Here is a 22379-nt window from a genome sequence, read left to right on the forward strand (position 1 = left end):
CCATTTCTTTTGCTCTGGATAGTATATCAAAATAGCAGTCAAAAAAATCAAAGCTTGGTTTATCTATGCTAAAATATAGAAAAACAATTATTAAAGAAAATCATGCGACTTAAATCCATCTTCACAAACAGTTTCGGTATATTATTTTCACGTGTTACAGGTCTGGGACGGGATGTACTTATGGCTTCTGCTCTGGGGGCTTCAGTGTGGAGTGATATGTTCTTTGTTGCCTTTAAACTCCCTAACCTCTTTCGTCGTATCTTTGCTGAGGGTGCATTTACACAAGCTTTTATGCCTTCTTTTGTTGCATCACGACATAAAGGGGTCTTTGCCACAGCCATTTTCTTAAGATTTTTACTTTTTCTGATGGCCATCTCACTACTCATAACCTTTTTCCCTGAACCCATCACTAAACTCTTAGCTTTGGGATGGGATAGTGAACTTATAGGCAATACTGCACCTATGACCGCTATAAACTTTTGGTACCTGGATCTCATCTTTATCGTGACTTTTTTAGCCACACTACTACAATACAAAAACCATTTTGCCACCACTGCCATGTCAACTGCCCTACTCAACATTTCCATGATAGCAGCACTTTACATCTACATGAAAGAAGATCCAAAAACAGTAGCGTATGCACTGAGTTTTGCTGTACTCATCGGTGGAGCATTGCAGGTAGTTGTTCATCTCATTGCAGTAAACAAATTCAGCCTGCATAAAATCCTTGTTGGGGGATGGAAATACAGGAAAACAAAAGATGTAGAAGAAGAAAAGAAACACTTTCAATCTCTCTTTTTACCAGGCATACTGGGAAATTCCACACCTCAGATCTCTGCTTTTATAGACACTATTTTAGCAACATTTCTTATGACAGGTTCAGTCTCCTACCTTTTTTATGCCAACCGTGTCTTTCAACTCCCCCTTGCTATCATTGCCATCGCTACAGCTACGGTCCTCTTCCCTACTGTCTCGAAAGCACTTAAAAATAAGCAGGAAGAAGCCGCCTATAAAAACCTGAACCAAGCCTTTTGGCTGCTTGCATTTTTGTTAGGTGCTGCTATGGTTGGAGGTATTTTGCTGGCCGAACCCATCGTTTGGTTACTTTTTGAGAGAGGAAAATTCACACAAGTGCAAACACTGGAGACAGTAAACGTACTACAAATGTATATGGTAGGACTACTGCCTTTTGGATTGGCGAAACTCTTTTCACTTTTTCTTTATGCTTCACATCGACACTTAAAAGCTGCGAAAATAGCCGTCTATTCACTTGTGACTTCTGTCACAGCTTCTCTCATACTCATGCATCCTCTTGGAGCTTCCGGGCTTGCATTGGCTGGAAGTATTGGTGGATGGGTACTGTTTATCTTTACGGTGAAAGAGGTAGGAACAGATAGATTTTTAGACATTATAAAGTCTAAAAAATCACTTTATTTTATGGTCATGATGTTGATTTTTAGTCTAATTGTATATTTTGTAAATAGTTGGCTGGTTACTCTCATTAGATAAGCTGTAGCGTGAGCAGTACCAAAGGCATACACTTCTATAAATGTCCACGCTACAACAGATATGTTAATGATAAATTAGCTATAATCACAACACTATAAAACAAGGTTACTTTTAAAATGCATATCTACGACAGTGTACAAAAAACAAAACTTCCTTTTGAACCCATCCGTAATGGTGAAGCAAGCATCTATGTTTGCGGTCCTACTGTTTATGATGATGCACACTTAGGTCATGCACGAAGTAGCCTTTCTTTTGACCTGCTTTCCCGTACACTTAAAGCACTTGGCTACAAAGTAACACTGGGAAAGAACTTTACTGACATTGACGATAAGATCATCAAAAAAGTAGAAGCTACAGGTAAATCTATGGAAGAGATCACCTCTTTTTACATAGAACGATATCTTGAAGAGATGGAAGCCATTGGGGTACAACGTGCCGACATTGAGCCTAAAGCCACTGAATCGCTGCAAGCCATAGAAAGTATGATACAAAAACTCATTGACAAAGATTTTGCTTATGTCATCTCTACCGGTGATGTCTATTTTAATACTAGTAAAGACAACCATTATGGTGATATTTCCCATCAGGTAGGTGAAGATGATGACAACCAAAGCCGTGTTGAGCATACTTCTGAAAAACGTAACCCTAAAGACTTTGCACTTTGGAAAGCATGTAAAAATAATGAAGATATCTGTTTTGATACAAGCTTCTCTTCGGGTCGTCCCGGATGGCACATAGAGTGTTCTGCGATGATAGAAAAACACTTTCATGGCAATAATGAGTACAGCATAGATATCCATGGTGGTGGTGCAGACCTGCTCTTCCCTCACCATGAAAATGAAGCAGCCCAAAGTCGCTGTGCAACTGGTCATGAACTTGCCAAATACTGGATGCATAACGGTTTTGTACAGATAAACGGTGAAAAGATGAGTAAATCTTTAGGCAACAGCTTTTTTCTAAAAGATGCCCTTAAAGTCTATGATGGAGAAGTACTGCGATACTACCTCAACTCCGTACATTACAGAAATGACTTCAACTTCAATGAAGAAGATCTCCTTACAGCCAAAAAGAGACTTGATAAGCTCTATAGACTTAAAAAGAGAGTCTTACCGGGTAAAGGATCTGCTGTCAATAAAGAGTTTAAAAAGGCTCTACTCGATGCAATGAGTGATGACCTGAATATCTCTATAGCACTCTCTGTTATCGATGATATGGTAGCAAGTACAAATGAGAAATTTGATGCCAATCCTAAAGACAAAGCACTCAAAAAAGAGACTATTGCCAACATTGAGTTTATAGAGACTCTTCTTGGTTTTGGTGGCAAAGAACCTTTCTCCTACTTCCAAATAGGTGTGGATGAAACACTAAAAGAGAAAATAGAAACACTTCTTGCAGAACGTACTGAAGCTAAAAAAGCCAAAGACTTTACACGTTCAGATTCAATCCGTGATGAGCTTATAGCTATGGGAATCTCCATTATGGATACTCCTGATGGTACTATGTGGGAAAAAGCTTAATGAAAAACCTTCTTAAACAGTACCTCCCCTATCTAGTCAGCTATAAAAAACAATTTTTCTTTGCCGTTTAAAGCTTAATGAAAAACCTTCTTAAACAGTACCTCCCCTATCTAGTCGGTTATAAAAAACAATTTTTCTTTGCCGTTTTAGGTATGATCGCTGTTGCTGTAGGAACTGCCGGAACAGCACAACTCATTAAACCTGTACTTGATGATGTCTTTATCAACAAAGACATAGAAATGTTAAAGCTTATGCCTTTTCTTCTTGTTGGGGTGTTTACCTTAAAAGGGATGGGGAAATATATACAAACCTACTATACCTCTTACATCGGTCAGGATGTGGTACGTAAACTCCGCGACAAACTTGTTTTACATCTTACTTACCTGGATATGAATTTCTTCAAGACCATACACTCCGGGGAATTACTCTCACGTGTCACCAACGATATCAGCCGTATCCAAATGGTAGTTGCAAATATTATCCCTGATCTCATCCGCGAGAGTTTAACTATACTCGCACTTACAGGCTATGTCATCTATGAGAGTCCAAAACTTGCCCTATATTTTCTCATTATCATGCCACTTGCCATTTTCCCACTCACCAGACTTGCTAAAAGAATGCGTAAATACTCAAAACTTTCTCAAGAGAGTACAGCCGATATGACCACTAGACTAGGTGAGATCTTATCGAACATTGAAGTGATAAAATCTAATTCAACACAAAGCTATGAACAGCAGCGTTTTGCCAAAGAGAATCAAAATGTCTTCAAATTTCTGATGAAACAGGTCAAAACGAATGCCCTCATCTCACCAATTATGGAGATCCTGGGTTCTGTTGCTATTGGAGTGGTGATTTATATCGGAGGGAAAGAGGTTATTGACGGACATATGACCGTGGGGGCATTCTTTGCCTTTGCTACCGCTCTTTTTATGCTCTATACTCCTATAAAAAAATTATCAGGACTATATAATCAAGCACAAGATGCTATTACTGCCAATACACGTATGCATGAACTACTGGATATCAATCCCAATATTACATCAGGTACGAAAGAACTCACAGATGCAATTGAAACTATCACTCTAGAAAATGTTTCACTCAACTATGAAGAGACACCTGCCTTAAAAAATATCTCTTTAGAAGCCAAAAAAGGAGAATCTATTGCATTGGTTGGTGACAGTGGTGCAGGTAAAAGTTCATTGGTAAACTTGCTTGTACGTTTTTATGATCCAAACAGTGGTGAAATTCTTATCAATGATACAGATAATAGAGAATTTACGCTTACCTCTTTACACCAAAGAATCGCCTATGTAACACAACGTATTTATATTTTCAATGATACCATTGCTGCAAACGTCGCTTATGGGGAAGAGATAAATGAACAAAAAGTCATAGCTGCATTACATCAATCCTATGCTATGGAATTTATAGAGAAACTCGAAGACGGTATCCATACTATGTTGTCTGAGAGTGGAGATAACCTTTCGGGAGGACAGAGACAACGTATTGCACTGGCACGTGCACTCTATAAAGATCCTGATATTCTCATTTTAGATGAAGCAACCTCTGCACTTGATAATAAAAGTGAAGCACTTATACAGAAAGCCTTACAAGAACTCAAATCTGAAATGATCACCTTTACAGTAGCGCATAGACTCAGTACCATAGAACATGCTGATACTATCTTGGTCTTTCAAAATGGAGAGATTATTTGCAGAGGTTCCCATAATGATCTACTTCAACAATGTGAGACTTATCGAAAATTGGCTAAAAACTCTAATTTATAAGAATAAAGCAAGTTATCATACTATATAATATTACTGCACTGAATATATAACTCGAAATTTTTTATAAAGGGCAGCAATGTTTCGAATACTTATTGTATCTTTACTGTTTTTAACTTCGCTCTTTGGAGAAAGTTCCAAAGATTTTTCTTTTATGGGATTGTCTGTTTCAACACAAAACATCAACATAGATCCGGGAGAATCATCATGGGAAAGTGGTTTTGCCTTCAAATACGGCCAACAATCACTCGATTGGAGAACGTCCTTCAGTCTGGATTATACTAACGATTCATATTATGGTGCTTTTGTAGAGATAGACAAAATACTTTTAGACGATATGTTCGGTACAGCAAAACTTAGACCCTATCTAGGTGGAGTAGCCGGATATATGAAAGTTGACAAGGACGAACTCAATATAGCATTAGAAGATAGAGAGCTGTTTGAGGAGACGAATGGCTTTTATTTTGGTGGAAACTTTGGATTTATCATTTATGCAACAGATAATATCGATCTTGACCTAAGTTACCACTACTATAAAGTTCAAAACCTTGATTACATGGATGACCTTCACGGTGCATCTCTTGGGGCACACTACTTCTTTTAAAATACTTAGCTATAATGTCTACAATTTATCACGGAGATTATAGTGTCACTTTTTTCTTATCAAAACCTCAAAAAAATACTTTTTAAACTTGACCCGGAGACAGCACACAGTGTTGCTGGTCTTGGACTCAGAGCTATTGCCCACTGTCCTATGCTTATGCGTTATGTTACAAACCAGAACTTTATCACACACCCTATGCTTCAGCAAAAGATCTTTGGACGCACTTTTCCAAATCCTGTAGGTCTTGGTGCAGGATTTGATAAAAATGGCCAGTACATCACCGCTATGCCAACCATGGGCTTTGGTTTTACAGAGATAGGTACCGTTACTCCTCTACCACAAGATGGTAATCCTAAACCGAGACTCTTTAGACTCATTGAAGATCAATCCATCCAAAATGCTATGGGTTTCAACAATAAAGGTAGCGATTACATGCTGCAACGTCTTGAAAAACTTTACTTTTTTGACTACCCGCTAGGTATCAACATCGGTAAAAACAAAGTGACTCCTGAAGATGAAGCACTCAAAGACTATGAGATACTTTTCAAATCTTTTAAAGAGTATGGTGACTATATTGTGATCAATATCTCATCTCCTAACACACCGGGATTACGTGACCTGCAAAATGAGAACTTCATCAAAGCTATTTTTGAAATGGCAAAAGAGATCACCACTCAACCTGTCTTGCTTAAGATCGCACCCGACATGGAAGCAGAAGATGCTATTGCACTTTGTAAAACCGCTGTAGAAGCTGGTGCAGCAGGTATCATCGCTACCAATACGACTATAGACTACTCTCTTACTTCTCATGCAAAAGACTTTGGTGGTATCTCAGGTGCACTGCTTACAGAAAAATCTTACCAACTCTTTAAAGCTGTTGCAAAAGAGCTTTACGGAAAAACACTTCTTATCTCAGTAGGTGGTATAGACTCTGCAGAAGAGGCTTATAGACGTATCAAAGCAGGTGCTTCTTTGGTACAAGTCTACAGTATGCTTGTCTATAGAGGTCCTGCACTTATCAAAGAGATCAATGAGGGAATTATTGAACTGTTAAAGAATGATGGCTATAATCACATTTCTGAAGCTATTGGTGCTGACATAAAATAACAGTATTACATCATTCTCGGGATGCAATCCAGAGGATGATAAAAAATGGAGTTCCATATTATGAAACATATACAAAAAGCAATATTCATACTATTTACACTGACAGGAGTTTTAATGGCCAATTCATTGCCACAACATTTTACAAAAACATTAGACAACGGGATGCAGATCGTTGTCATCCCTATGGATAACGATTCTGGTGTTATCACTACAGATATTTACTATAAAGTAGGTAGCCGGAATGAAGTCATGGGAAAAAGTGGTATGGCACACATGCTTGAGCACTTAAGTTTTAAGTCAACAGATAAACTAAAAGAAGGTGAATTTGATACTATCGTAAAAGGCAGAGGTGGCGTAAACAATGCTTCCACAGGCTTTGACCAGACACACTACTACATCAAGACTGCAAGTAAAAACTTGGCACTAAGCCTTGACTTGTTTTCTGAACTTATGCATAACTTAAAACTCACAGACGAAGAGTTCCAAAAAGAACGTAATGTAGTTGCGGAAGAGAGACGTTTACGTACAGATAATAACCCTATGGGATACCTTTACTTTCGTGTATTCAATACACATTTCACTTACCATCCGTATCACTGGCTCCCTATAGGATTCATGGAAGATATTCTCTCCTGGAAGATAGAAGATATCAGAGATTTTTATAAACGTTATTATCAACCTAACAATGCTATCTTGGTAGTTGCAGGTGATATAACCCCTGAAGAGGTATTTACAGAAGCTGGGAAGTATTTTGGAAATATCAAAAATGAGCATGAGATTCCAAAGGTCATAGCAGTAGAACCTAAAGTGGATGGAGCAAAAAGAGCCATCTTGCATAAAGAGAGTAACCAGGTCGATACCATAGCCATCACTTATGCTATCCCCAACTATGAGCATGAAGATCAAGTGGCACTTTCTGCTATCAGCCATATATTAAGTTCCGGTAAAAGTAGCCGTTTTGAAAAGACATTGGTAAATGATAAACAACTTGTCAACCAGATCTATGGCTACAATATGGAACTGGCTGATCCAGGTGTCTTCTTAGTTATGGCAATGGTCTCTCCTGGTAAATCTCTTGATGTTGTAGAAAAAGAGATACTTGTTGAACTTGAAAAACTAAAAAATGGCGATGTAACACAAGCTGAACTTGATAAAGTCAAGATCAACACAAGAGCAGAGTTCATCTACTCCTTAGAGAGTTCATCTTCGGTTGCAGGACTCTATGGAGAGTACTATGTTAAAGGAAATATAAAACCTTTACTTGAATATGAAGAGAAATTAGATAAAATTACACTCAAAGATATTAGCGATATAGCTAAAAAGTATTTTGATCACAACTATTCAACCACTGTGATCCTTAAAAAGAATAAGTAAATAGGAAAACGTAAATGAGCAACTACATTACAGGTGCAACAACCGCACTTATTACACCATTTAAAAATGGTACCTTAGATGAAGCAACGTATGCAAAACTCATAGAGAGACAAATTGCACATAATATTGATGCAGTATGTCCTGTGGGAACTACAGGTGAGTCTGCGACACTGAGCCTTGATGAACATAAAAGATGTATTGAGATAGCAGTAGAAGTATGTAAAGGTACTACAACTAAAGTACTGGCAGGTGCAGGAAGCAATGCAACACATGAAGCGATAGACATTGCTAAACATGCTGAAGCATGTGGTGTAGATGCCCTCTTCTCAGTAAGCCCTTACTATAACAAACCTAGTCAAGAAGGACTCTATCAACACTACAAGGCTATCGCCTCTGCGATTAAAGTACCTTTTATGCTTTACAATGTACCGGGCAGAACAGGTGTTGACATCTTACCGGACACAGTTAAAAGACTTTTTGATGATGTAGAGAACATTATGGGTATCAAAGAAGCAACTGGTTCTATGGAGCGTACAGTTGAACTTCTTGCCAAAATCCCTGATCTTTATCTCTTCTCTGGTGATGATGTCATTGATTTTCCTATCTTGGCAAGTGGAGGGAAAGGTATCACTTCTGTGACATCTAACCTTTTACCAGATATGAAAAGTGCATTGGTACATGCTGCACTTAAAGGTGATCTTAAAACGGCAAAATCTATCAATGATGAACTCTTTGAGATCAATAAAGTACTTTTCTGTGAAAGTAATCCTATACCTATCAAAGCGGCTATGTATATTGCTGGGTTGATCGATACTTTGGAGTATAGATTGCCATTGGTTCCACCAAGCAGTGAGAATATGAAAAAAATCGAAGAAGTAATGAAAAAATATAAAATAGTAGGAGCGTAATATATGTCTAACATGAAGGGTAAAACTGTAGTTGTTACAGGTGCAACAAAAGGTATTGGTAAAGCTGTTGCTGAAAAATTTGCATCAAACGGTGTAAATGTTGCTTTTACATACAACTCTAATAAAGAAGCAGCAGATGAAATTGCAGATGACTTAAGAGAAAAATATGGTGTCAAAGCAAAAGCTTATCCTCTTAATATTTTAGAATTGGATGAATTCAAACCTCTATTTTTAGCTATAGATGAAGATTTTGACAGAGTTGATTTCTTTGTCTCAAATGCAATGATCTATGGTCGTCCTGTGGTTGGTGGTTATGGCAAGTTCATGAAACTCAGACCAGCAAAAGGGTTACAAAACATATATACTGCAACGGTGGGTGCTTTTGTGCGTGGTTCACAAGAGGCTGCTGTTCGTATGGAAAAAGTGGGTGGTGGAGCTATAGTTACACTAAGTTCAACTGGAAACTTGATCTATATCGATAACTATGCAGGTCATGGTACAAATAAAGCAGCAGTAGAAGCTATGAGCCGTTACGCAGCAGTTGAGCTAGGAGAAATGGGTATTCGTGTAAATGCTGTCTCTGGTGGTCCCATAGATACTGATGCACTTAAAGCATTTACAAATTACGAAGAGGTAAAAGCTGAAACTATCAAACGTTCAGCAGTTAGCAGAATGGGGAGTCCCGAAGATCTTGCCGGCTCAGTTTATTTCCTCTGTACAGACGATGCAAGCTGGATCACTGGTCAAACACTTGTAGTTGATGGTGGAACGACGTTCAGATAAGTGTGCTAATAGCTAAGAGCTTTTATATATTTAATTTGTCAAGAAAAACTGATCTAAAATAAACTTTTTATTTTAGGCATTTTTTATAAGACGCCAGTAACTTGCGTTTTTTCTTTTTGGGTTACTTTTCTTTCTTTTTTGTCGCAGTACAAAAAGAAAAAAGCGCCCAGAGGAAGTGCCCTTGGGGTAAACAAAAGAAGTTCAAACTTTTACAAAAGACTAAAAACAGGAAAAAGACAGATGGCAAAATCACAAATATTCAACATCCCTAATATTTTAGCATTTATCCGTCTTCTTCTCGCTCCTGTTATGTTTCTTTTTTTAGTCAATCAAGATGCCTCAATCTTTGAAGGTATTCATAAATCATGGCTCAACTACATCGCAGCCTTTATTTTTGTACTTGCTTCTGCTACTGATTTTTTTGATGGCTACATTGCAAGAACTTTCGATCAAGTAACCGTACTGGGTTCCATACTTGACCCCCTTGCAGACAAAATGCTCACTCTCGCAGGATTTTTAGGACTTATGCTGCTTGGGTCTGCTTCACCTTGGGCAGTCTTCCTCATCATTACCCGTGAACTTTTCATCACAGGACTTCGAGTTTCAGCTGTAAGTCAAGGCCTGGACATCGCAGCATCATGGATGGGTAAAATAAAAACTGTTGTACAGATGATAGCCATAGGTTTTTTACTCATGCAGTGGCCAGGTGGAGAGATACTCCTATGGATCGCTGTTGTTCTTACTCTTTATTCTGGATATGAGTATGTCAGAGACTTCTTTAAAAACACTCAACTATAATTAAAAAGTGTAATTGCTTAAAAATTAATCATACTTGCATTCATCTTTCGTTAACTTTACTGATATACTTCATCAAAACATATCAAACAAGGAAATAACATGAAGTTTACAAAATTAAGTTTAGTAGCAGCATTGGCTGTAAGTTCTGCATTTGCAGGTGGAGATATTGCTCCTGCAGAGCCGGTAGTAGTAGAAGCGGCACCAGAGTCAGCATTTGAAGTAAGTGCAAACCTTGCAATTACAAGCAACTATGTATGGAGAGGTATGACACAAACAGCTAACTCTCCGGCAGTTCAAGGTGGGATCGATCTTGGATACAAAGGTTTTTACCTAGGTACATGGGGTTCAAATGTAGAATTTGGTGATACAGCCAATAACCTAGAAGCAGATTTTTATGGTGGATATAAAAATGAAATCGCTGGTATCGCATTTGATATAGGTTATATATACTATGCTTACCCAAATGAATCTGATGCATTTAACTTTGATGAGCTATATGTTGGTCTAGGTTATGACTTTGGTATGGTTGGTATTAATGGTAAATATTCATTTGCAGTAGATAGTAACGCTGATACTACTGATTACTGGGAAGTAGGCGGTGATATTGAATTACCTATGGAATTCACACTTGCAGCATCTTATGGTGATTATGATGAAGTTGGAACAAACTACCTTGTTTCTCTTTCAAGATCATGGGGTAAATTTGAGTTTAGCGTAGCTTACACTGACTTTAGTTCAGATGCAAGTTCAATATATGATGAAGATCATATTATAGGTACAGTTAGTACAAGCTTTTAATCTACTTTTATACTAATCCCAAAAACCTCCTTAATGACACTCTCTTCATGAGAGTGTTAGGGATTTTCCTTCCTCAAAATCAACTCTTCTACACCTCTACAAACCCTATTAAACTTATATACTTAGAAATTAAAATATTTTTTATGATAATGAATGTCAATTTAACATAATTTAAGAATAAAAAGAGTAAATTACTCCTAGAGAAAGCTAAATGATAATAATTTTCATTTTACTTCTAAATAAATATAAGGATTTATAATCCATGAAACCAATTGTAGTTGCACTTGCGGGACAACCCAATGTTGGGAAGACTTCACTTCTCAATGCTATCTCTAAAGCCACACTCAAAGTCGGAAACTTCCCTGGGGTAACTGTTGATAAAACAGAGGTGGTCTTTAACATCTGCGATGAAGTGGCTTGTAAAGATTATGAAGTACATATCATTGACCTTCCAGGAGCATATTCTCTTACTGAATATACCATAGAAGAGAAAGTGACAAAAAGCTTTTTACAAAGTGATGAATATGATATCATCGTTAATGTCGTTGACTCAACAAACCTGCAACGAAACTTACTTTTTACTACACAACTCCTAGAAACAGGTAAAAAAGTTGTTGTAGCACTCAACATGAGTGATGAAGCCCGAAACGAGGGTATTGAGATAGATGAAAATCTACTCTCTTCTATCTTGGGTGTACCATGCATTAAAACCTCTGCTTCTACAAAAGAAGGTATAGATGCACTTAGAGAGGCTATCGTTGAAGTCTTTGAGAAAGAAGGGACTTCTGCAAAAGTAGTCTATAGTGATCCCATAGAAGAAGAGATAGAGCATATCGTTACTTTTATGAAAGAGAAAAACTATAAAAGTACACTCCCCTACCGTCATCTTGCAGTGAAACTTTTACAAGAAGATGAAGATGTCTATAAAAAGATGCATGATGAACCTATCTGGATAGAGATGCTTCCTATCATCAGAGAAGGACTTCATCACCTTTATTTACATAAAAATACAAAAGATCTGGATGAGATATTTGCAGATGAACATTTTGCATTTGCAAAAGGTGCAAAGATGGAAGTCATGTCTGTTAAGTCCATGAAGGCTAAAAACTTGACTCAGAAGATAGACAATCTTCTTATCAACAAAATCTTAGGTATCCCTCTCTTTCTTTTCTTTATGTGGGGACTTTTTCAACTTACATTTGAGTTAGGTGCTCTGCCTATGGATTACATCGATGCTGCCTTTGGATGGCTTGGTGACCAAGCTAAAGCTGTACTGGGTGAAGGTGAACTAGGTTCACTTGTAGCTGACGGGATGATCGCCGGTGTGGGTGCCGTGGTCATGTTCTTACCAAACATCATCATACTTTTTATAGGTATTGCTCTGCTTGAGACAACAGGGTATATGAGTCGTGTAGCCTTTTTACTGGATGGTTTTTTCCATAAGTTTGGTTTACATGGTAAAAGCTTTATCCCTCTTGTAACCGGATTTGGATGTTCTGTACCAGCCTATATGGCAGCAAGAACATTGAAGAATGAGAAAGACAGACTTATCACACTCTTTATCATAGGTTTTATGAGTTGTGGAGCAAAGTTACCTATCTATGTACTTTTTGCAGGTGCATTCTTTGGCCAGGAGCAAGCTGGTAATATCCTATTTATCATCTATATCTCAGGGGCTTTATTGGGTCTAATGATGGCTAAAGTACTCAAAACCTTTGTCTTTAAAGGTGAAGATGAACCATTTGTTATGGAGATGCCAAAGTATCGTATGCCATCGCTTAAACTCATTTGGCACACAGTCTATGGACAAGCTAAATCGTATCTTAAAAAAGCAGGTACATTCATCTTGGCAGCTGCTATCCTTATCTGGTTTGCAGGTAATTACCCTAAAAACCATGAGCTTGAAGCTCAGTATGAAACAAAGATAGAACAGGCTTTAAATGACGATGCAAAAAGTCAGTTAAACAATGAACTCTCTCTTGCCTTACTTGAACAGAGTTACTTGGGGAAAATAGGACACGCTTCAGAGCCATTCTTCGCACCACTTGGATTTGACTGGCGTATGGCAGTTGCTTTAGAGACAGGACTTGCAGCCAAAGAGGTAGTCGTCTCAACACTGGGTGTACTCTATGCTCTGGGAGATGAAGTAGATGAAGGCAGTGACGGGCTTATCGAACAGATCAAAGCAAACATCCCATTTGCCTCTGCCATTGCATTTATCGTCTTTGTGATGATCTATCTTCCTTGTTTGGCAGCTTCTATGGTTTTTGCCAAAGAAGCAGGTGGATGGAAGTACCTGGCTTACCTGTTTACAATAACCACTGCATCAGCCTGGATACTTAGTTTTATAGCGTACCGCGTTACGTTAATGATAGGAGGAGTATAAATATGATTTTAACTGAATTGACTAAAGGTGATAGAGCAGAAATTGTTAAGATCAATGCAGATAAAGCATTGAGAGACCGTTTAAATTCTTTTGGTGTGATGAGAGGTGAAGAACTTACTGTAAAAGGGTGTTCTATAGCCAAGCAAACGATGGAAATAGAGGTTGGTTCTACACTCATTGCAGTACGTTCCGATGAAGCCGATAAGATAGAAGTAGAAAAAATAGATGCATAAGGATAAAGCTCTGCTTTGTCCTTACTATCAATAATAAAAATATAAATTAGGAAGAAATAAAATGAATAATTTAACATTAAGCACAGCTGCATTAATGATAATGAGTATTAATATTTATGGTGAAAGTTTAAGTGAATCATTAGAAAGTGTACAAACGGTATTTGAAGGTTCTGCTGCAGAGGAAATTACACAACAACCCATCAAAGTACGAAGTGTAAGAAATATCTTGGGAGAGTATGATCTTATGGAACATACCAAGGGTCAACTTAGAGCAGGATATATTACATTTTCAGAAGATGGTACATCACGTACAAGTGCTTATGCACTTGGAGGTCACTATCACTTTAACACTAAAAGATGGAATGGATTAATGATTGGTGCAGAAGTATACACAGTACTGAACCTTGGTATCAATCAAAATCCTCTCAATTTAAATGGTGATTTTTTTGATGATAATAGAAAGAGTTTTATTCTTTTATCTCAAGCATACTTGGATGGAAAATGGGGAAATACAGAGATCAAACTCGGAAGACAAGTCCTGGATACACCACATGCTGACAGTGATGATATCAGAATGATACCAAACTATTTTGAAGCCTATACTGTTACAAATACTGATATTGATGATCTGACACTCTCAGCAGGAATGATCAATAAAATGGCCGGCTGGGAAAATGGTGTCAATAGTGCAGATTTTGTCGATGTAAGTGAAACCTTGGGAGTAAATGATGATATTGATGGTATCTACTATGCTTCTGCTGTTTATGAAGGGATCAAAGATCTTTCACTGAGTCTCTGGTATTACCACTATAGTGATATTGCAGATGTGATCTATGCCGAGGCAGGATACAGCTATGCACTTTCTAAAAACACAACACTTACTCTAGGTTTGCAATATGATGGCAGTCATGAAACAGGAGCAGCCCTGTTGGGGAAGCAGGATGCAGATACATACGGTATAAGTTTAGAAGCAGAATTTGCAGATCTTGGATTGACCGTTTTAGCCGCTTACAATCAGGACAACGGAGAAACAGGAGCTACAGGACTCAGTCTGGGTGGAGGTCCATTCTTTACCTCGATGGAAGATCAAACACTTGATGCTATAGGAGGTTCAGGAAAAGCCTGGACGGTCGGGGCTGGTTATAACTTCGAAAATATAGGTATAGATGGTCTATGTTTTGGGGTTGCCTACGGTAGCTTTGAGGCAGACGATGCTTCTGTCTATAAATCCAGAGAGATCGATGCACTTTTAGAATATAGTTTAAGTGAAAAACTCTCTGTAACCGCAGCCTTTGCCTCCATAGACCATAGAGTTGCTGCGATGGAAGATTATGATCAATTTAGGCTGATTGCCAGTTACAATTTTTAAGTACTTGATCGATAGACTAATAAAGCCTGTCGATCACTTTTTGCATTTTACTTTTTGCACTATGTAAAAAGAGTGTACTTTTCCCCGAAAGTTTTCCCTCTTCTGACATAGGTGTGGCCATAAAACTCCGAACAGAATTTATCAATCCCTGTGTTTCTCTCATCTCTAAGATAGATTTTTCATGATACTCTGAAAGTGCTTCTTTCGTTCCTTCGATATGCAATATCCTTTGAAGTTTTCCTTTTTGCTCATTGAATAATACCTGATACGTTTTAAGTGTTGAAATGGCATTATGAATATGTACATCTACTTTGTCCATCTCTTCTTTACAGTTACTCTTATGTGCGGTATATGCTTCTGCTTCTTCGAGCTGCTGCGTTGCAAAATGAAGGTTTTTACTTCCTTTTGTACTTACACGAATAGCATAAATGATCCACATAACAAGCAACGTAACTACAGCGACTAAAGCCATACCAATATTTGCATTCTCATTCATGCCGACAAGTGTTCCGTAATACCCAAAAACAGGTTTAATGGCCTCTGCTGCAGGAACTTTTGAGAGATCAAGTGTAACTCCCAACTTTTCAGTTGCAACATAGATCATGCCTCCCAATGTAACTGCACCTCCGATTAATGCCATAATAAAACCTGTAAATTTACCACTGGAAACATCTTGGAGCACGATAGGTGCCAGATCTTCTTTGGCTTCAAAGACAACACCATCTTCTTCTATGGTTTCTTCAGACTCATCTATGTACCCAGACTCTGAAAGTAATGCTTCACACGCATTAAGTCCACCCTCATTTAAAGCTTTCTTGGCTTCTTCATACTCTTTGAGATCATCTGATAAGAGAAGTTTACATGCCTCCAATTGCTTTTCAGACTCTTTGACTATGTTTTTAGCTTTACCAACTAAAGCTACTGCTTGATCATTTTTTTTCATATTTTGAACTTCAGAAATCACTTCTTCTTTCACTTCAGAAACTGTTTCTTCTACCACTTCTTCCATTTCAGAAACATTTTCCTCTACTGCCTCTGCTGCTTCTTGAATTTCATCAGCAGTCTCTTTTATACTTTCTTCTATTTCAGAAGCATTTTCCTCTATTGCTTCTGATATATCTTCCCGGACTTCTTTTTCTTGACTCCATACGCTTTTATTCTCTTTTTCCATCTTCCATCCTTTCAAAAATAGTATTTATAAGTATCCATTTTACTATTTTAGCGAAATTTTTCCATTATTTTTTAATCTGCATCAATTTTTTACAACACTTAGATATAATCTACTAAAAATTATTTAGGAATTTCATGGGCATTCTAGTCGCACTTTTAGTCTTATCGGTACTTATCTTTTTTCATGAATTAGGACATTTTACAGCTGCACGTTTTTTCGGTGTGCAGGTAGATGTATTCAGCATAGGGTTTGGGAAAAAACTCTACTCAAAAATGATAGGTAAAACCCAGTGGAGTATCTCTGCTATCCCGCTTGGTGGCTATGTAAAAATGAAAGGTCAGGATGACACTGACCCTACAAATATAAGCTACGACGATGACAGTTACAATACCAAAAAACCTTGGCAGCGCATCATCATTTTACTTGCCGGTCCTTTTGCCAATTTTCTTATGGCATTTTTACTTTACCTGGCGATCTCCTATATGGGTGTACCCAAACTACTCGCATACGTAGGTGAAGTAGGGAAAGATACGCCTGCATATCAGGCAGGACTGCAAAAAGAAGATAAAATTGTTCAGATCAACGGAAACAACATCCTCTACTGGGAAAATATAGGTAAACAGATCAATGACAGTAAAAATGACATTACACTTATTGTTGAACGAGAGCAAACACTTATCACTCTACAGTTAAAACCTAAAGTCATTGATGATCAAAATATCTTTGGTGAAAAGATCACTCGCCGTATTATTGGGATCGGTCCTTTAGACAAACAGACAACTGTTTACTATGGATTCATCGATGGTTTTGGGTATGCCTGGGAAGAGACAAAAAGAGCCAGTCTTCTTATTTTCAAAAGTGTACAAAAACTCATTACTGGTGTTGTAAGTACAGATAAACTGGGTGGCATCATTACCATCGTAGATGTTACTGCCCAAGCCAGTTCTGCGGGTATACTCTCACTCTTTTTCTTTACTGCACTCATTTCGGTAAACTTAGGGGTACTCAACCTCCTGCCTATCCCTGCACTGGATGGTGGGCACATTATGTTTAACCTTTATGAGATGCTGAGAGGGAAAGCACCAAGTGACAATGCCATGTACTACATTACACTGGTAGGTTGGGCAATGCTCATCTCCCTTATGCTATTGGGATTGTATAATGATGTAAATAGGCTTATGGGCTAAAAGGAGAAAAAACATGATACTAGACAAAGAACAACTAAGAGCAAATCTGGACGAAGTGATCTGGAACATTGAAGAAGCACGTATCACTGTGAGTGAACATCACATTGTGAAACTTGTAACAGTAGCAAAATATACTGAAATAGAAAATATCGCTACTTTATATGAGCTTGGGCAAAGAGCCTTTGGAGAGAACCAGGTACAGCAACTCAAAGAGCGTATGACAGCACTTGAAGAGCTTCCTCTTGAATGGCACATGATAGGTTCACTGCAAAAAAACAAGATCAATAATCTCATAGATCTTCGCCCTGCCCTTATGCAGTCACTTGATAGTTTAGAGTTAGCTTTAGAACTTAACAAAAAACTCTTGGCAAAAGAACAAAATATGAACTGTCTTTTACAGATCAATGCTGCCAAGGAAGAGAGTAAATCCGGTGTAAGTGCTGCACAAGCTGTAGACATCTATCAAGAGATAAAAGAGACCTGTCCACAGATAAACCTTAAAGGAGTAATGACCATTGGTGCACACAGTGAAAATACTAAGCTTATACAGCAAAGTTTTGAAACTACCCAAAGTATTTATGAAAAACTGGAAAAGGAAGGTGCTGCTATCTGTTCTATGGGCATGAGCAGTGATTATGAGTTAGCTATAAAATGTGGATCTAATTTAGTGAGAGTTGGATCGGCATTGTTTAAATAAAGTGTGCCTAGGTAAGTACCTAAAGGCATACACTTCGATAAAGGCTAGGCTACTTTATGAAGCCTCCTGCATTTGACACTTTTTACAAACCCCGTAAAGGTTGATCTGTCGTTTGTTAAGCTTAAAATGTTCCTGCTCCGTCAACGCATAAAGTATTTTGTCTGTACTGTCCAAACAAGATTTATCTTCAACTTCTCCGCACTCTGTACAGATAAGGTGTATATGATCCACTTTAGAAAGTTCATATTTTGATTTTTTACCGGCAATGGGCACTTCAACCAAAACACCCTTCTCCATCATTAAAATAATATTTTTATAGATTGTTGCTAAAGAGAGTGAAGGATGTACTTTTGTTACTTCCTCGTAGATATCTTCTACAGACATATGTCCACTCTTTTCAATGACTTCCAAGATATTCATACGTTGAAATGTTGCTTTAAGCCCACTCTCTTTAAGAAGTGTTGCATAATCTGTCATTTTTATCCTTTGAATGTATATATGAATCTATCTGTATAAACTCATATATACATTCCCAAGCTGAAGCTTGGGAATGTATTAATGATTATAGATCACCTTCGTGTTTTGCAAGATATTCAGCAACACCTTCAGTGTCAGCTTTCATACCTTCGTCACCTTTTACCCAACCAGCAGGACAAACTTCACCAAACTCGTTAGTAAACAACATAGTGTCAACCATTCTGATCATTTCATCAATGTTTCTTCCAAGTGGAAGGTCATTGATCACTGCGTGTCTTACTGTACCGTCAGCATCGATAAGGAATGAACCTCTAAGTGCAACTGCTTCATCAAGAAGAACATCGTAATCTCTAGCTATTTGCTTAGAAAGGTCAGCAACAAGTGGCATATCAACTCTACCAATACCACCTTCAGCTACCGGAGTTTCTCTCCATGCAAAGTGTGAAAATTGACTATCTACAGATACACCGATGATATTTACACCTCTTTCTCTAAATTCTGCTGCTCTGTGCGAGAATGCAATGATTTCTGATGGACATACAAAAGTAAAGTCTAGTGGATAGAAGAAAAGTACTGCACCTTTTTCACCTAGATTTTCCATAAGATTAAAATCTTCTACAATTTGACCGTCTGCAAGTACAGCGGCTGCTGTGAAATCTGGAGCTTTTTTTGTTACTAACATAGTTGTTCCTTAAAGATAATTTTTATTTACAAGGAAATATTATCATAGTAACTTTAAAATAAGATAAAAGTACTCTTATTTAAAAGGTAACAATCCAAATTTTTTAATAAATGCTTCATCTATATCGATCAAGCCTTTTTTCTGAAGCATATCCAGTACCTCTTTTGTACAAAAAGTATCACCCGGCCATTCTCTTTTAAAGCCATCCACTTCACCTTTATTTGTAGCATCAACAGCGATAAAAGGGTTTAAGAGCACATCTCTGCTTGCATCAATATTATTAACAACACGCCAAACAAGCATATATACGTCATTGATATCATTATTCTCTTTATCAACAATAATAAGTAATTTAATATGCTCTTTTAACACTTTTAATTTTTTAATAAGTTTGAGTTGTGACTCTTCTTTATTTACAGTAATAACACATATAGGCGTTTTAGTTTGTGTAAAATACTGTTTCAATTCAACTACGTTAGCTTCTATCTCCTGTATTTTATTAAGCAGTTCACTATCACTTAGTAAGTCTTTCACACCCTCTTCTACTTCATCTCCAGTAGCATCAACTCCAAGTTTACCACCAACAAACTGCTCAGATGAAGAGTGATCAAGATGATCGACTATACCTTGGGTGACGAACACTCTCTCTGGGCTAAGTCTGTTAAGTATATGCTCAGCTAAAGCTTCACTCTCTTCAAGTTCAGGTGCATTTTCTCCAACAAAAAGTGCATGTTTCACAAAACTCATCTGTCCTACACCCCAGAAAGCATGCATAAACTGCATAGCATGCCCCTTATATAGTGTTTTCATCTTTGCAAGAATCAAATTGTGGAAAACACCATTTTCAGGCATATTATAATCTATGAGATCTGGTGCCATAGGTTTAAGCATAGGTAAGAAGATACGCTCTGTTGCCCAACCCATATACTTATCTTCAAGTGGCGGCTTCCCTACCACTGTTGCTTGAAATACCGGGTTCTTTTTCATTGTAATAGTCTCTACATCCATCACAGGGAAAGGCTCCTTGAGTGTATAGTAACCTGTGTGGTCACCAAACGGTCCTTCTGTCTCCATGAGTTCAGGATCAACAAAACCCTCTATAACAACATCTACATCACGTGGTATATGGATATCGTTAGTAATAGACTTTACCAACTGTGCATTTTTGTTACGTACAAAACCATAAAGCAGCATTTCAAACATTCCGTGAGGCATCGGAGCTTGACCACACCAAATGTAAAGTGGATCACCACCGATGGCTACAGTAACAGGCATCTTCTTTCCTGCTCTTTGATACTGGTCAAAAAAGTGAGAGGCATCTTTATGTATCTGCCAGTGCATACCCAGTCTGTTTTTGTCATACTGCTGAAGTCTGTACATCCCAAGATTTTGCATCTCTCCATCTAAACTCTGCGTATATACCTGCCCCATAGTAATAAAAGGACCACCATCCTCTTCCCACGTTTTTAATATAGGTAAGATATCTAGATCCACCTCTTCTTTAGGGATGATTACTTCTTGACACTCCCCTTTGAAATTTAGACGTTTGGGAAATACATTTTTAAGAGAGAAAAGTTTAGGCAGCATCGCTAACTTTGCTTTAAGTCCCTTAGGTGGTTTGAGTTTAAGAAGTGCATCTAACCCCTGAGCCAACTCATCAGGATGTTTGCCAAAGATCTTTTCTGTAAGAGGTTTGTTTGCAAAGATATTCATAAGCACAGGCATATCATACTCTATGCCTTTGGCTTTGCTAACAGGTTTGGTAAAAAGAATTGGACGAGAATCATCGGTTTTGACCTCCACATACGCCACATGAGGAATCTCCAACTCCACATCAAGTGGTTCATCTATGATCTTTAAATTACCGTTGTCTTTGAGCCATTGTATTACATCTTGCATATAATAATCCTCTTTACTTTATTAAAAGATTATATCGAAAAGTGTATATATAGTGTTAAAAAGGAGGAAAAAATATAGTAGAAAGAGAGAACTTTTTACAGTCTCTCCGGCATCTCATCTTTAAAGGCGATCTCTTCAGCTTTAGAAAGAATGTCTAATGCACCATCAGCTATCATTTCCTCTGCTAGCTGCTCACCAAGTGTATCACAGTCAGTTACCAAAGAAGTAAGTTCTTTATGCATAATGTGTGTACCATCTGGGTATCCAAGCATTGCTTTGACTGTAATGTCATCACCAGTGATAATGGCATTCACAGCAACAGGAGCAGAACATCCAGCACCTATTTTAGAGACGAAATCACGTTCTAACTTAGTACACATAAAAGAGTTCTCATCATTGAGAGTCATGGCAATTTCACGTATTCTGTCGTTGGAACTTACGATCTCTATACCAAGTGCTGCTTGACCCATAGGTGGTATGAAAAAATCTAACTTCTCTACAAAAGGGATCTCTTTAAGCAAGTCAAGTCTGTAAAGACCAATGTATGCAAGGATGATCGCATCATACTGCCCCTCTTTTAGCTTTCTGAGTCTTGTGTTAACATTTCCCCTAAGTTCTTTTACTTTAAGGTCTGGTCGTCTCTCAAGGAGCTGCATGCGTCTTCTAAGACTTGTTGTTCCTACATTTGCACCAAGTGGAAGTTCATCTAAACTTTTGTACGTATGAGAAAGCAGCACATCACTCTGATCTTGCCGTGTAGTGATAGCACAAAGTTCTAAACCGTCTGGGATATAAGTAGGTACATCTTTAAGAGAATGCACTGCGAGATGTGCATTACCTTCGATCATCTCATCTTCAAGCTCTTTTGTAAAATGCCCTTTACCACCTATGAGTGCCAATGGTTTGTCAAGTATCTTATCACCTTTAGAAGTGATTTCATTGAGTTCAACTGTAACCTCCGGGAATGAAGTTTCGATTCTTTCTTTGATATGATACGCTTGCCAAAGAGCTAAGTTACTTGCTCTTGTTGCTATAATTAATTTTTCCACTTGTTTCACTTTGTTGTTTTTTTGTTTACACTTATTTCAGCGATCAA

General features: G+C 37.8%; 20 protein-coding genes. 15 read left to right on the top strand and 5 right to left on the bottom strand.

All coding sequences use genetic code 11. The features are described from left to right. Window positions 1-102: 102 nt before the first annotated feature. The 13 genes from murJ to ACLHDG_RS10530 all read left to right on the top strand — a co-directional run bounded on the left by murJ (window position 103) and on the right by ACLHDG_RS10530 (window position 15170). Window positions 103-1509: a murein biosynthesis integral membrane protein MurJ gene (gene murJ / locus ACLHDG_RS10470; RefSeq protein ID WP_415406180.1), complete on the top strand. Its 1407-nt coding sequence runs from the start codon at window positions 103-105 to the stop codon at window positions 1507-1509. A gap of 116 nt (window positions 1510-1625) precedes the next feature. Then, window positions 1626-3026: a cysteine--tRNA ligase gene (gene cysS, locus ACLHDG_RS10475; RefSeq protein WP_415406181.1), complete on the top strand. Its 1401-nt coding sequence runs from the start codon at window positions 1626-1628 to the stop codon at window positions 3024-3026. A gap of 77 nt (window positions 3027-3103) precedes the next feature. Then, window positions 3104-4813 carry an ABC transporter ATP-binding protein gene (locus tag ACLHDG_RS10480; protein WP_415406182.1) on the top strand — a complete coding sequence of 570 codons (1710 nt, stop codon included), beginning with the start codon at window positions 3104-3106 and terminating at the stop codon, window positions 4811-4813. Window positions 4814-4889: 76 nt separating this feature from the next. After that, window positions 4890-5414: a hypothetical protein gene (locus ACLHDG_RS10485; protein WP_415406183.1), complete on the top strand. Its 525-nt coding sequence runs from the start codon at window positions 4890-4892 to the stop codon at window positions 5412-5414. Window positions 5415-5456: 42 nt separating this feature from the next. After that, window positions 5457-6521, top strand: a complete 1065-nt coding sequence (locus tag ACLHDG_RS10490) for a quinone-dependent dihydroorotate dehydrogenase (protein ID WP_415406184.1) — start codon at window positions 5457-5459, stop codon at window positions 6519-6521. Window positions 6522-6581: 60 nt separating this feature from the next. Further along, window positions 6582-7895 carry a M16 family metallopeptidase gene (locus ACLHDG_RS10495; protein WP_415406185.1) on the top strand — a complete coding sequence of 438 codons (1314 nt, stop codon included), beginning with the start codon at window positions 6582-6584 and terminating at the stop codon, window positions 7893-7895. Between the two features lie 14 nt (window positions 7896-7909). After that, on the top strand, window positions 7910-8803 hold the full coding sequence (gene dapA / locus ACLHDG_RS10500; protein ID WP_415406186.1) for a 4-hydroxy-tetrahydrodipicolinate synthase: 894 nt from the start codon (window positions 7910-7912) through the stop codon (window positions 8801-8803). Window positions 8804-8806: 3 nt separating this feature from the next. After that, entirely contained in the window at window positions 8807-9586 is a 780-nt protein-coding gene (locus ACLHDG_RS10505) for an enoyl-ACP reductase (protein WP_415406187.1), read from the top strand. Between the two features lie 240 nt (window positions 9587-9826). Beyond that, window positions 9827-10384, top strand: a complete 558-nt coding sequence (gene pgsA, locus ACLHDG_RS10510; RefSeq protein ID WP_415406188.1) for a CDP-diacylglycerol--glycerol-3-phosphate 3-phosphatidyltransferase — start codon at window positions 9827-9829, stop codon at window positions 10382-10384. 99 nt (window positions 10385-10483) lie between these two features. Next, window positions 10484-11182, top strand: coding sequence for a TorF family putative porin (locus ACLHDG_RS10515; RefSeq protein WP_415406189.1), 699 nt, complete (start codon window positions 10484-10486; stop codon window positions 11180-11182). Between the two features lie 262 nt (window positions 11183-11444). After that, complete coding sequence (feoB, locus tag ACLHDG_RS10520; protein WP_415406190.1) at window positions 11445-13568, top strand: ferrous iron transport protein B; 2124 nt, start codon at window positions 11445-11447, stop codon at window positions 13566-13568. 2 nt (window positions 13569-13570) lie between these two features. Further along, window positions 13571-13801: a FeoA family protein gene (locus ACLHDG_RS10525; protein WP_415406191.1), complete on the top strand. Its 231-nt coding sequence runs from the start codon at window positions 13571-13573 to the stop codon at window positions 13799-13801. Window positions 13802-13862: 61 nt separating this feature from the next. Further along, window positions 13863-15170 (top strand): OprD family outer membrane porin, encoded by a 1308-nt coding sequence (locus ACLHDG_RS10530; RefSeq protein ID WP_415406192.1) that lies wholly within the window; start codon window positions 13863-13865, stop codon window positions 15168-15170. A gap of 16 nt (window positions 15171-15186) precedes the next feature. Here the strand turns inward: ACLHDG_RS10530 and ACLHDG_RS10535 are convergent, their stop codons facing one another. Continuing rightward, window positions 15187-16341, bottom strand: coding sequence for a hypothetical protein (locus ACLHDG_RS10535; RefSeq protein ID WP_415406193.1), 1155 nt, complete (start codon window positions 16339-16341; stop codon window positions 15187-15189). Window positions 16342-16475: 134 nt separating this feature from the next. On the opposite strand from ACLHDG_RS10535, the gene rseP reads away from it, so the two are divergent. Both rseP and ACLHDG_RS10545 read left to right on the top strand, forming a co-directional pair. Then, the gene (rseP, locus tag ACLHDG_RS10540; protein ID WP_415406194.1) at window positions 16476-17528 is read left to right on the top strand and encodes an RIP metalloprotease RseP; all 1053 of its coding nucleotides are present in this window, start codon (window positions 16476-16478) and stop codon (window positions 17526-17528) included. Window positions 17529-17541: 13 nt separating this feature from the next. Next, complete coding sequence (locus ACLHDG_RS10545) at window positions 17542-18225, top strand: YggS family pyridoxal phosphate-dependent enzyme (RefSeq protein WP_415406195.1); 684 nt, start codon at window positions 17542-17544, stop codon at window positions 18223-18225. 54 nt (window positions 18226-18279) lie between these two features. Here ACLHDG_RS10545 and ACLHDG_RS10550 read toward each other — a convergent pair whose 3' ends face one another. The 4 genes from ACLHDG_RS10550 to hemC form a co-directional block, all read right to left on the bottom strand. Then, on the bottom strand, window positions 18280-18702 hold the full coding sequence (locus ACLHDG_RS10550; protein WP_415406196.1) for a Fur family transcriptional regulator: 423 nt from the start codon (window positions 18700-18702) through the stop codon (window positions 18280-18282). An 85-nt stretch (window positions 18703-18787) separates the two neighbouring features. Beyond that, complete coding sequence (locus ACLHDG_RS10555; protein WP_415406197.1) at window positions 18788-19384, bottom strand: peroxiredoxin; 597 nt, start codon at window positions 19382-19384, stop codon at window positions 18788-18790. A gap of 75 nt (window positions 19385-19459) precedes the next feature. Continuing rightward, window positions 19460-21283: a menaquinone biosynthesis decarboxylase gene (locus ACLHDG_RS10560; RefSeq protein ID WP_415406198.1), complete on the bottom strand. Its 1824-nt coding sequence runs from the start codon at window positions 21281-21283 to the stop codon at window positions 19460-19462. A gap of 95 nt (window positions 21284-21378) precedes the next feature. Then, window positions 21379-22332 (bottom strand): hydroxymethylbilane synthase, encoded by a 954-nt coding sequence (hemC, locus tag ACLHDG_RS10565; protein ID WP_415406199.1) that lies wholly within the window; start codon window positions 22330-22332, stop codon window positions 21379-21381. Window positions 22333-22379 lie beyond the last annotated feature (47 nt).

It is taken from the genome of Sulfurovum iocasae (genome assembly GCF_047716765.1).
Taxonomy (GTDB): Bacteria; Campylobacterota; Campylobacteria; order Campylobacterales; family Sulfurovaceae; genus Sulfurovum.

Bases quoted from the DNA above. Each gene is read 5' to 3' on its own strand.
- murJ (WP_415406180.1), top strand. From the start codon at position 103: ATGCGACTTAAATCCATCTTCACAAACAGTTTCGGTATATTATTTTCA.
- cysS (WP_415406181.1), top strand. From the start codon at position 1,626: ATGCATATCTACGACAGTGTACAAAAAACAAAACTTCCTTTTGAACCC.
- ACLHDG_RS10480 (WP_415406182.1), top strand. From the start codon at position 3,104: ATGAAAAACCTTCTTAAACAGTACCTCCCCTATCTAGTCGGTTATAAA.
- ACLHDG_RS10485 (WP_415406183.1), top strand. From the start codon at position 4,890: ATGTTTCGAATACTTATTGTATCTTTACTGTTTTTAACTTCGCTCTTT.
- ACLHDG_RS10495 (WP_415406185.1), top strand. From the start codon at position 6,582: ATGAAACATATACAAAAAGCAATATTCATACTATTTACACTGACAGGA.
- dapA (WP_415406186.1), top strand. From the start codon at position 7,910: ATGAGCAACTACATTACAGGTGCAACAACCGCACTTATTACACCATTT.
- ACLHDG_RS10505 (WP_415406187.1), top strand. From the start codon at position 8,807: ATGTCTAACATGAAGGGTAAAACTGTAGTTGTTACAGGTGCAACAAAA.
- pgsA (WP_415406188.1), top strand. From the start codon at position 9,827: ATGGCAAAATCACAAATATTCAACATCCCTAATATTTTAGCATTTATC.
- ACLHDG_RS10515 (WP_415406189.1), top strand. From the start codon at position 10,484: ATGAAGTTTACAAAATTAAGTTTAGTAGCAGCATTGGCTGTAAGTTCT.
- feoB (WP_415406190.1), top strand. From the start codon at position 11,445: ATGAAACCAATTGTAGTTGCACTTGCGGGACAACCCAATGTTGGGAAG.
- ACLHDG_RS10525 (WP_415406191.1), top strand. From the start codon at position 13,571: ATGATTTTAACTGAATTGACTAAAGGTGATAGAGCAGAAATTGTTAAG.
- ACLHDG_RS10530 (WP_415406192.1), top strand. From the start codon at position 13,863: ATGAATAATTTAACATTAAGCACAGCTGCATTAATGATAATGAGTATT.
- ACLHDG_RS10535 (WP_415406193.1), bottom strand. From the start codon at position 16,341: ATGGAAAAAGAGAATAAAAGCGTATGGAGTCAAGAAAAAGAAGTCCGG.
- rseP (WP_415406194.1), top strand. From the start codon at position 16,476: ATGGGCATTCTAGTCGCACTTTTAGTCTTATCGGTACTTATCTTTTTT.
- ACLHDG_RS10545 (WP_415406195.1), top strand. From the start codon at position 17,542: ATGATACTAGACAAAGAACAACTAAGAGCAAATCTGGACGAAGTGATC.
- ACLHDG_RS10550 (WP_415406196.1), bottom strand. From the start codon at position 18,702: ATGACAGATTATGCAACACTTCTTAAAGAGAGTGGGCTTAAAGCAACA.
- ACLHDG_RS10555 (WP_415406197.1), bottom strand. From the start codon at position 19,384: ATGTTAGTAACAAAAAAAGCTCCAGATTTCACAGCAGCCGCTGTACTT.
- ACLHDG_RS10560 (WP_415406198.1), bottom strand. From the start codon at position 21,283: ATGCAAGATGTAATACAATGGCTCAAAGACAACGGTAATTTAAAGATC.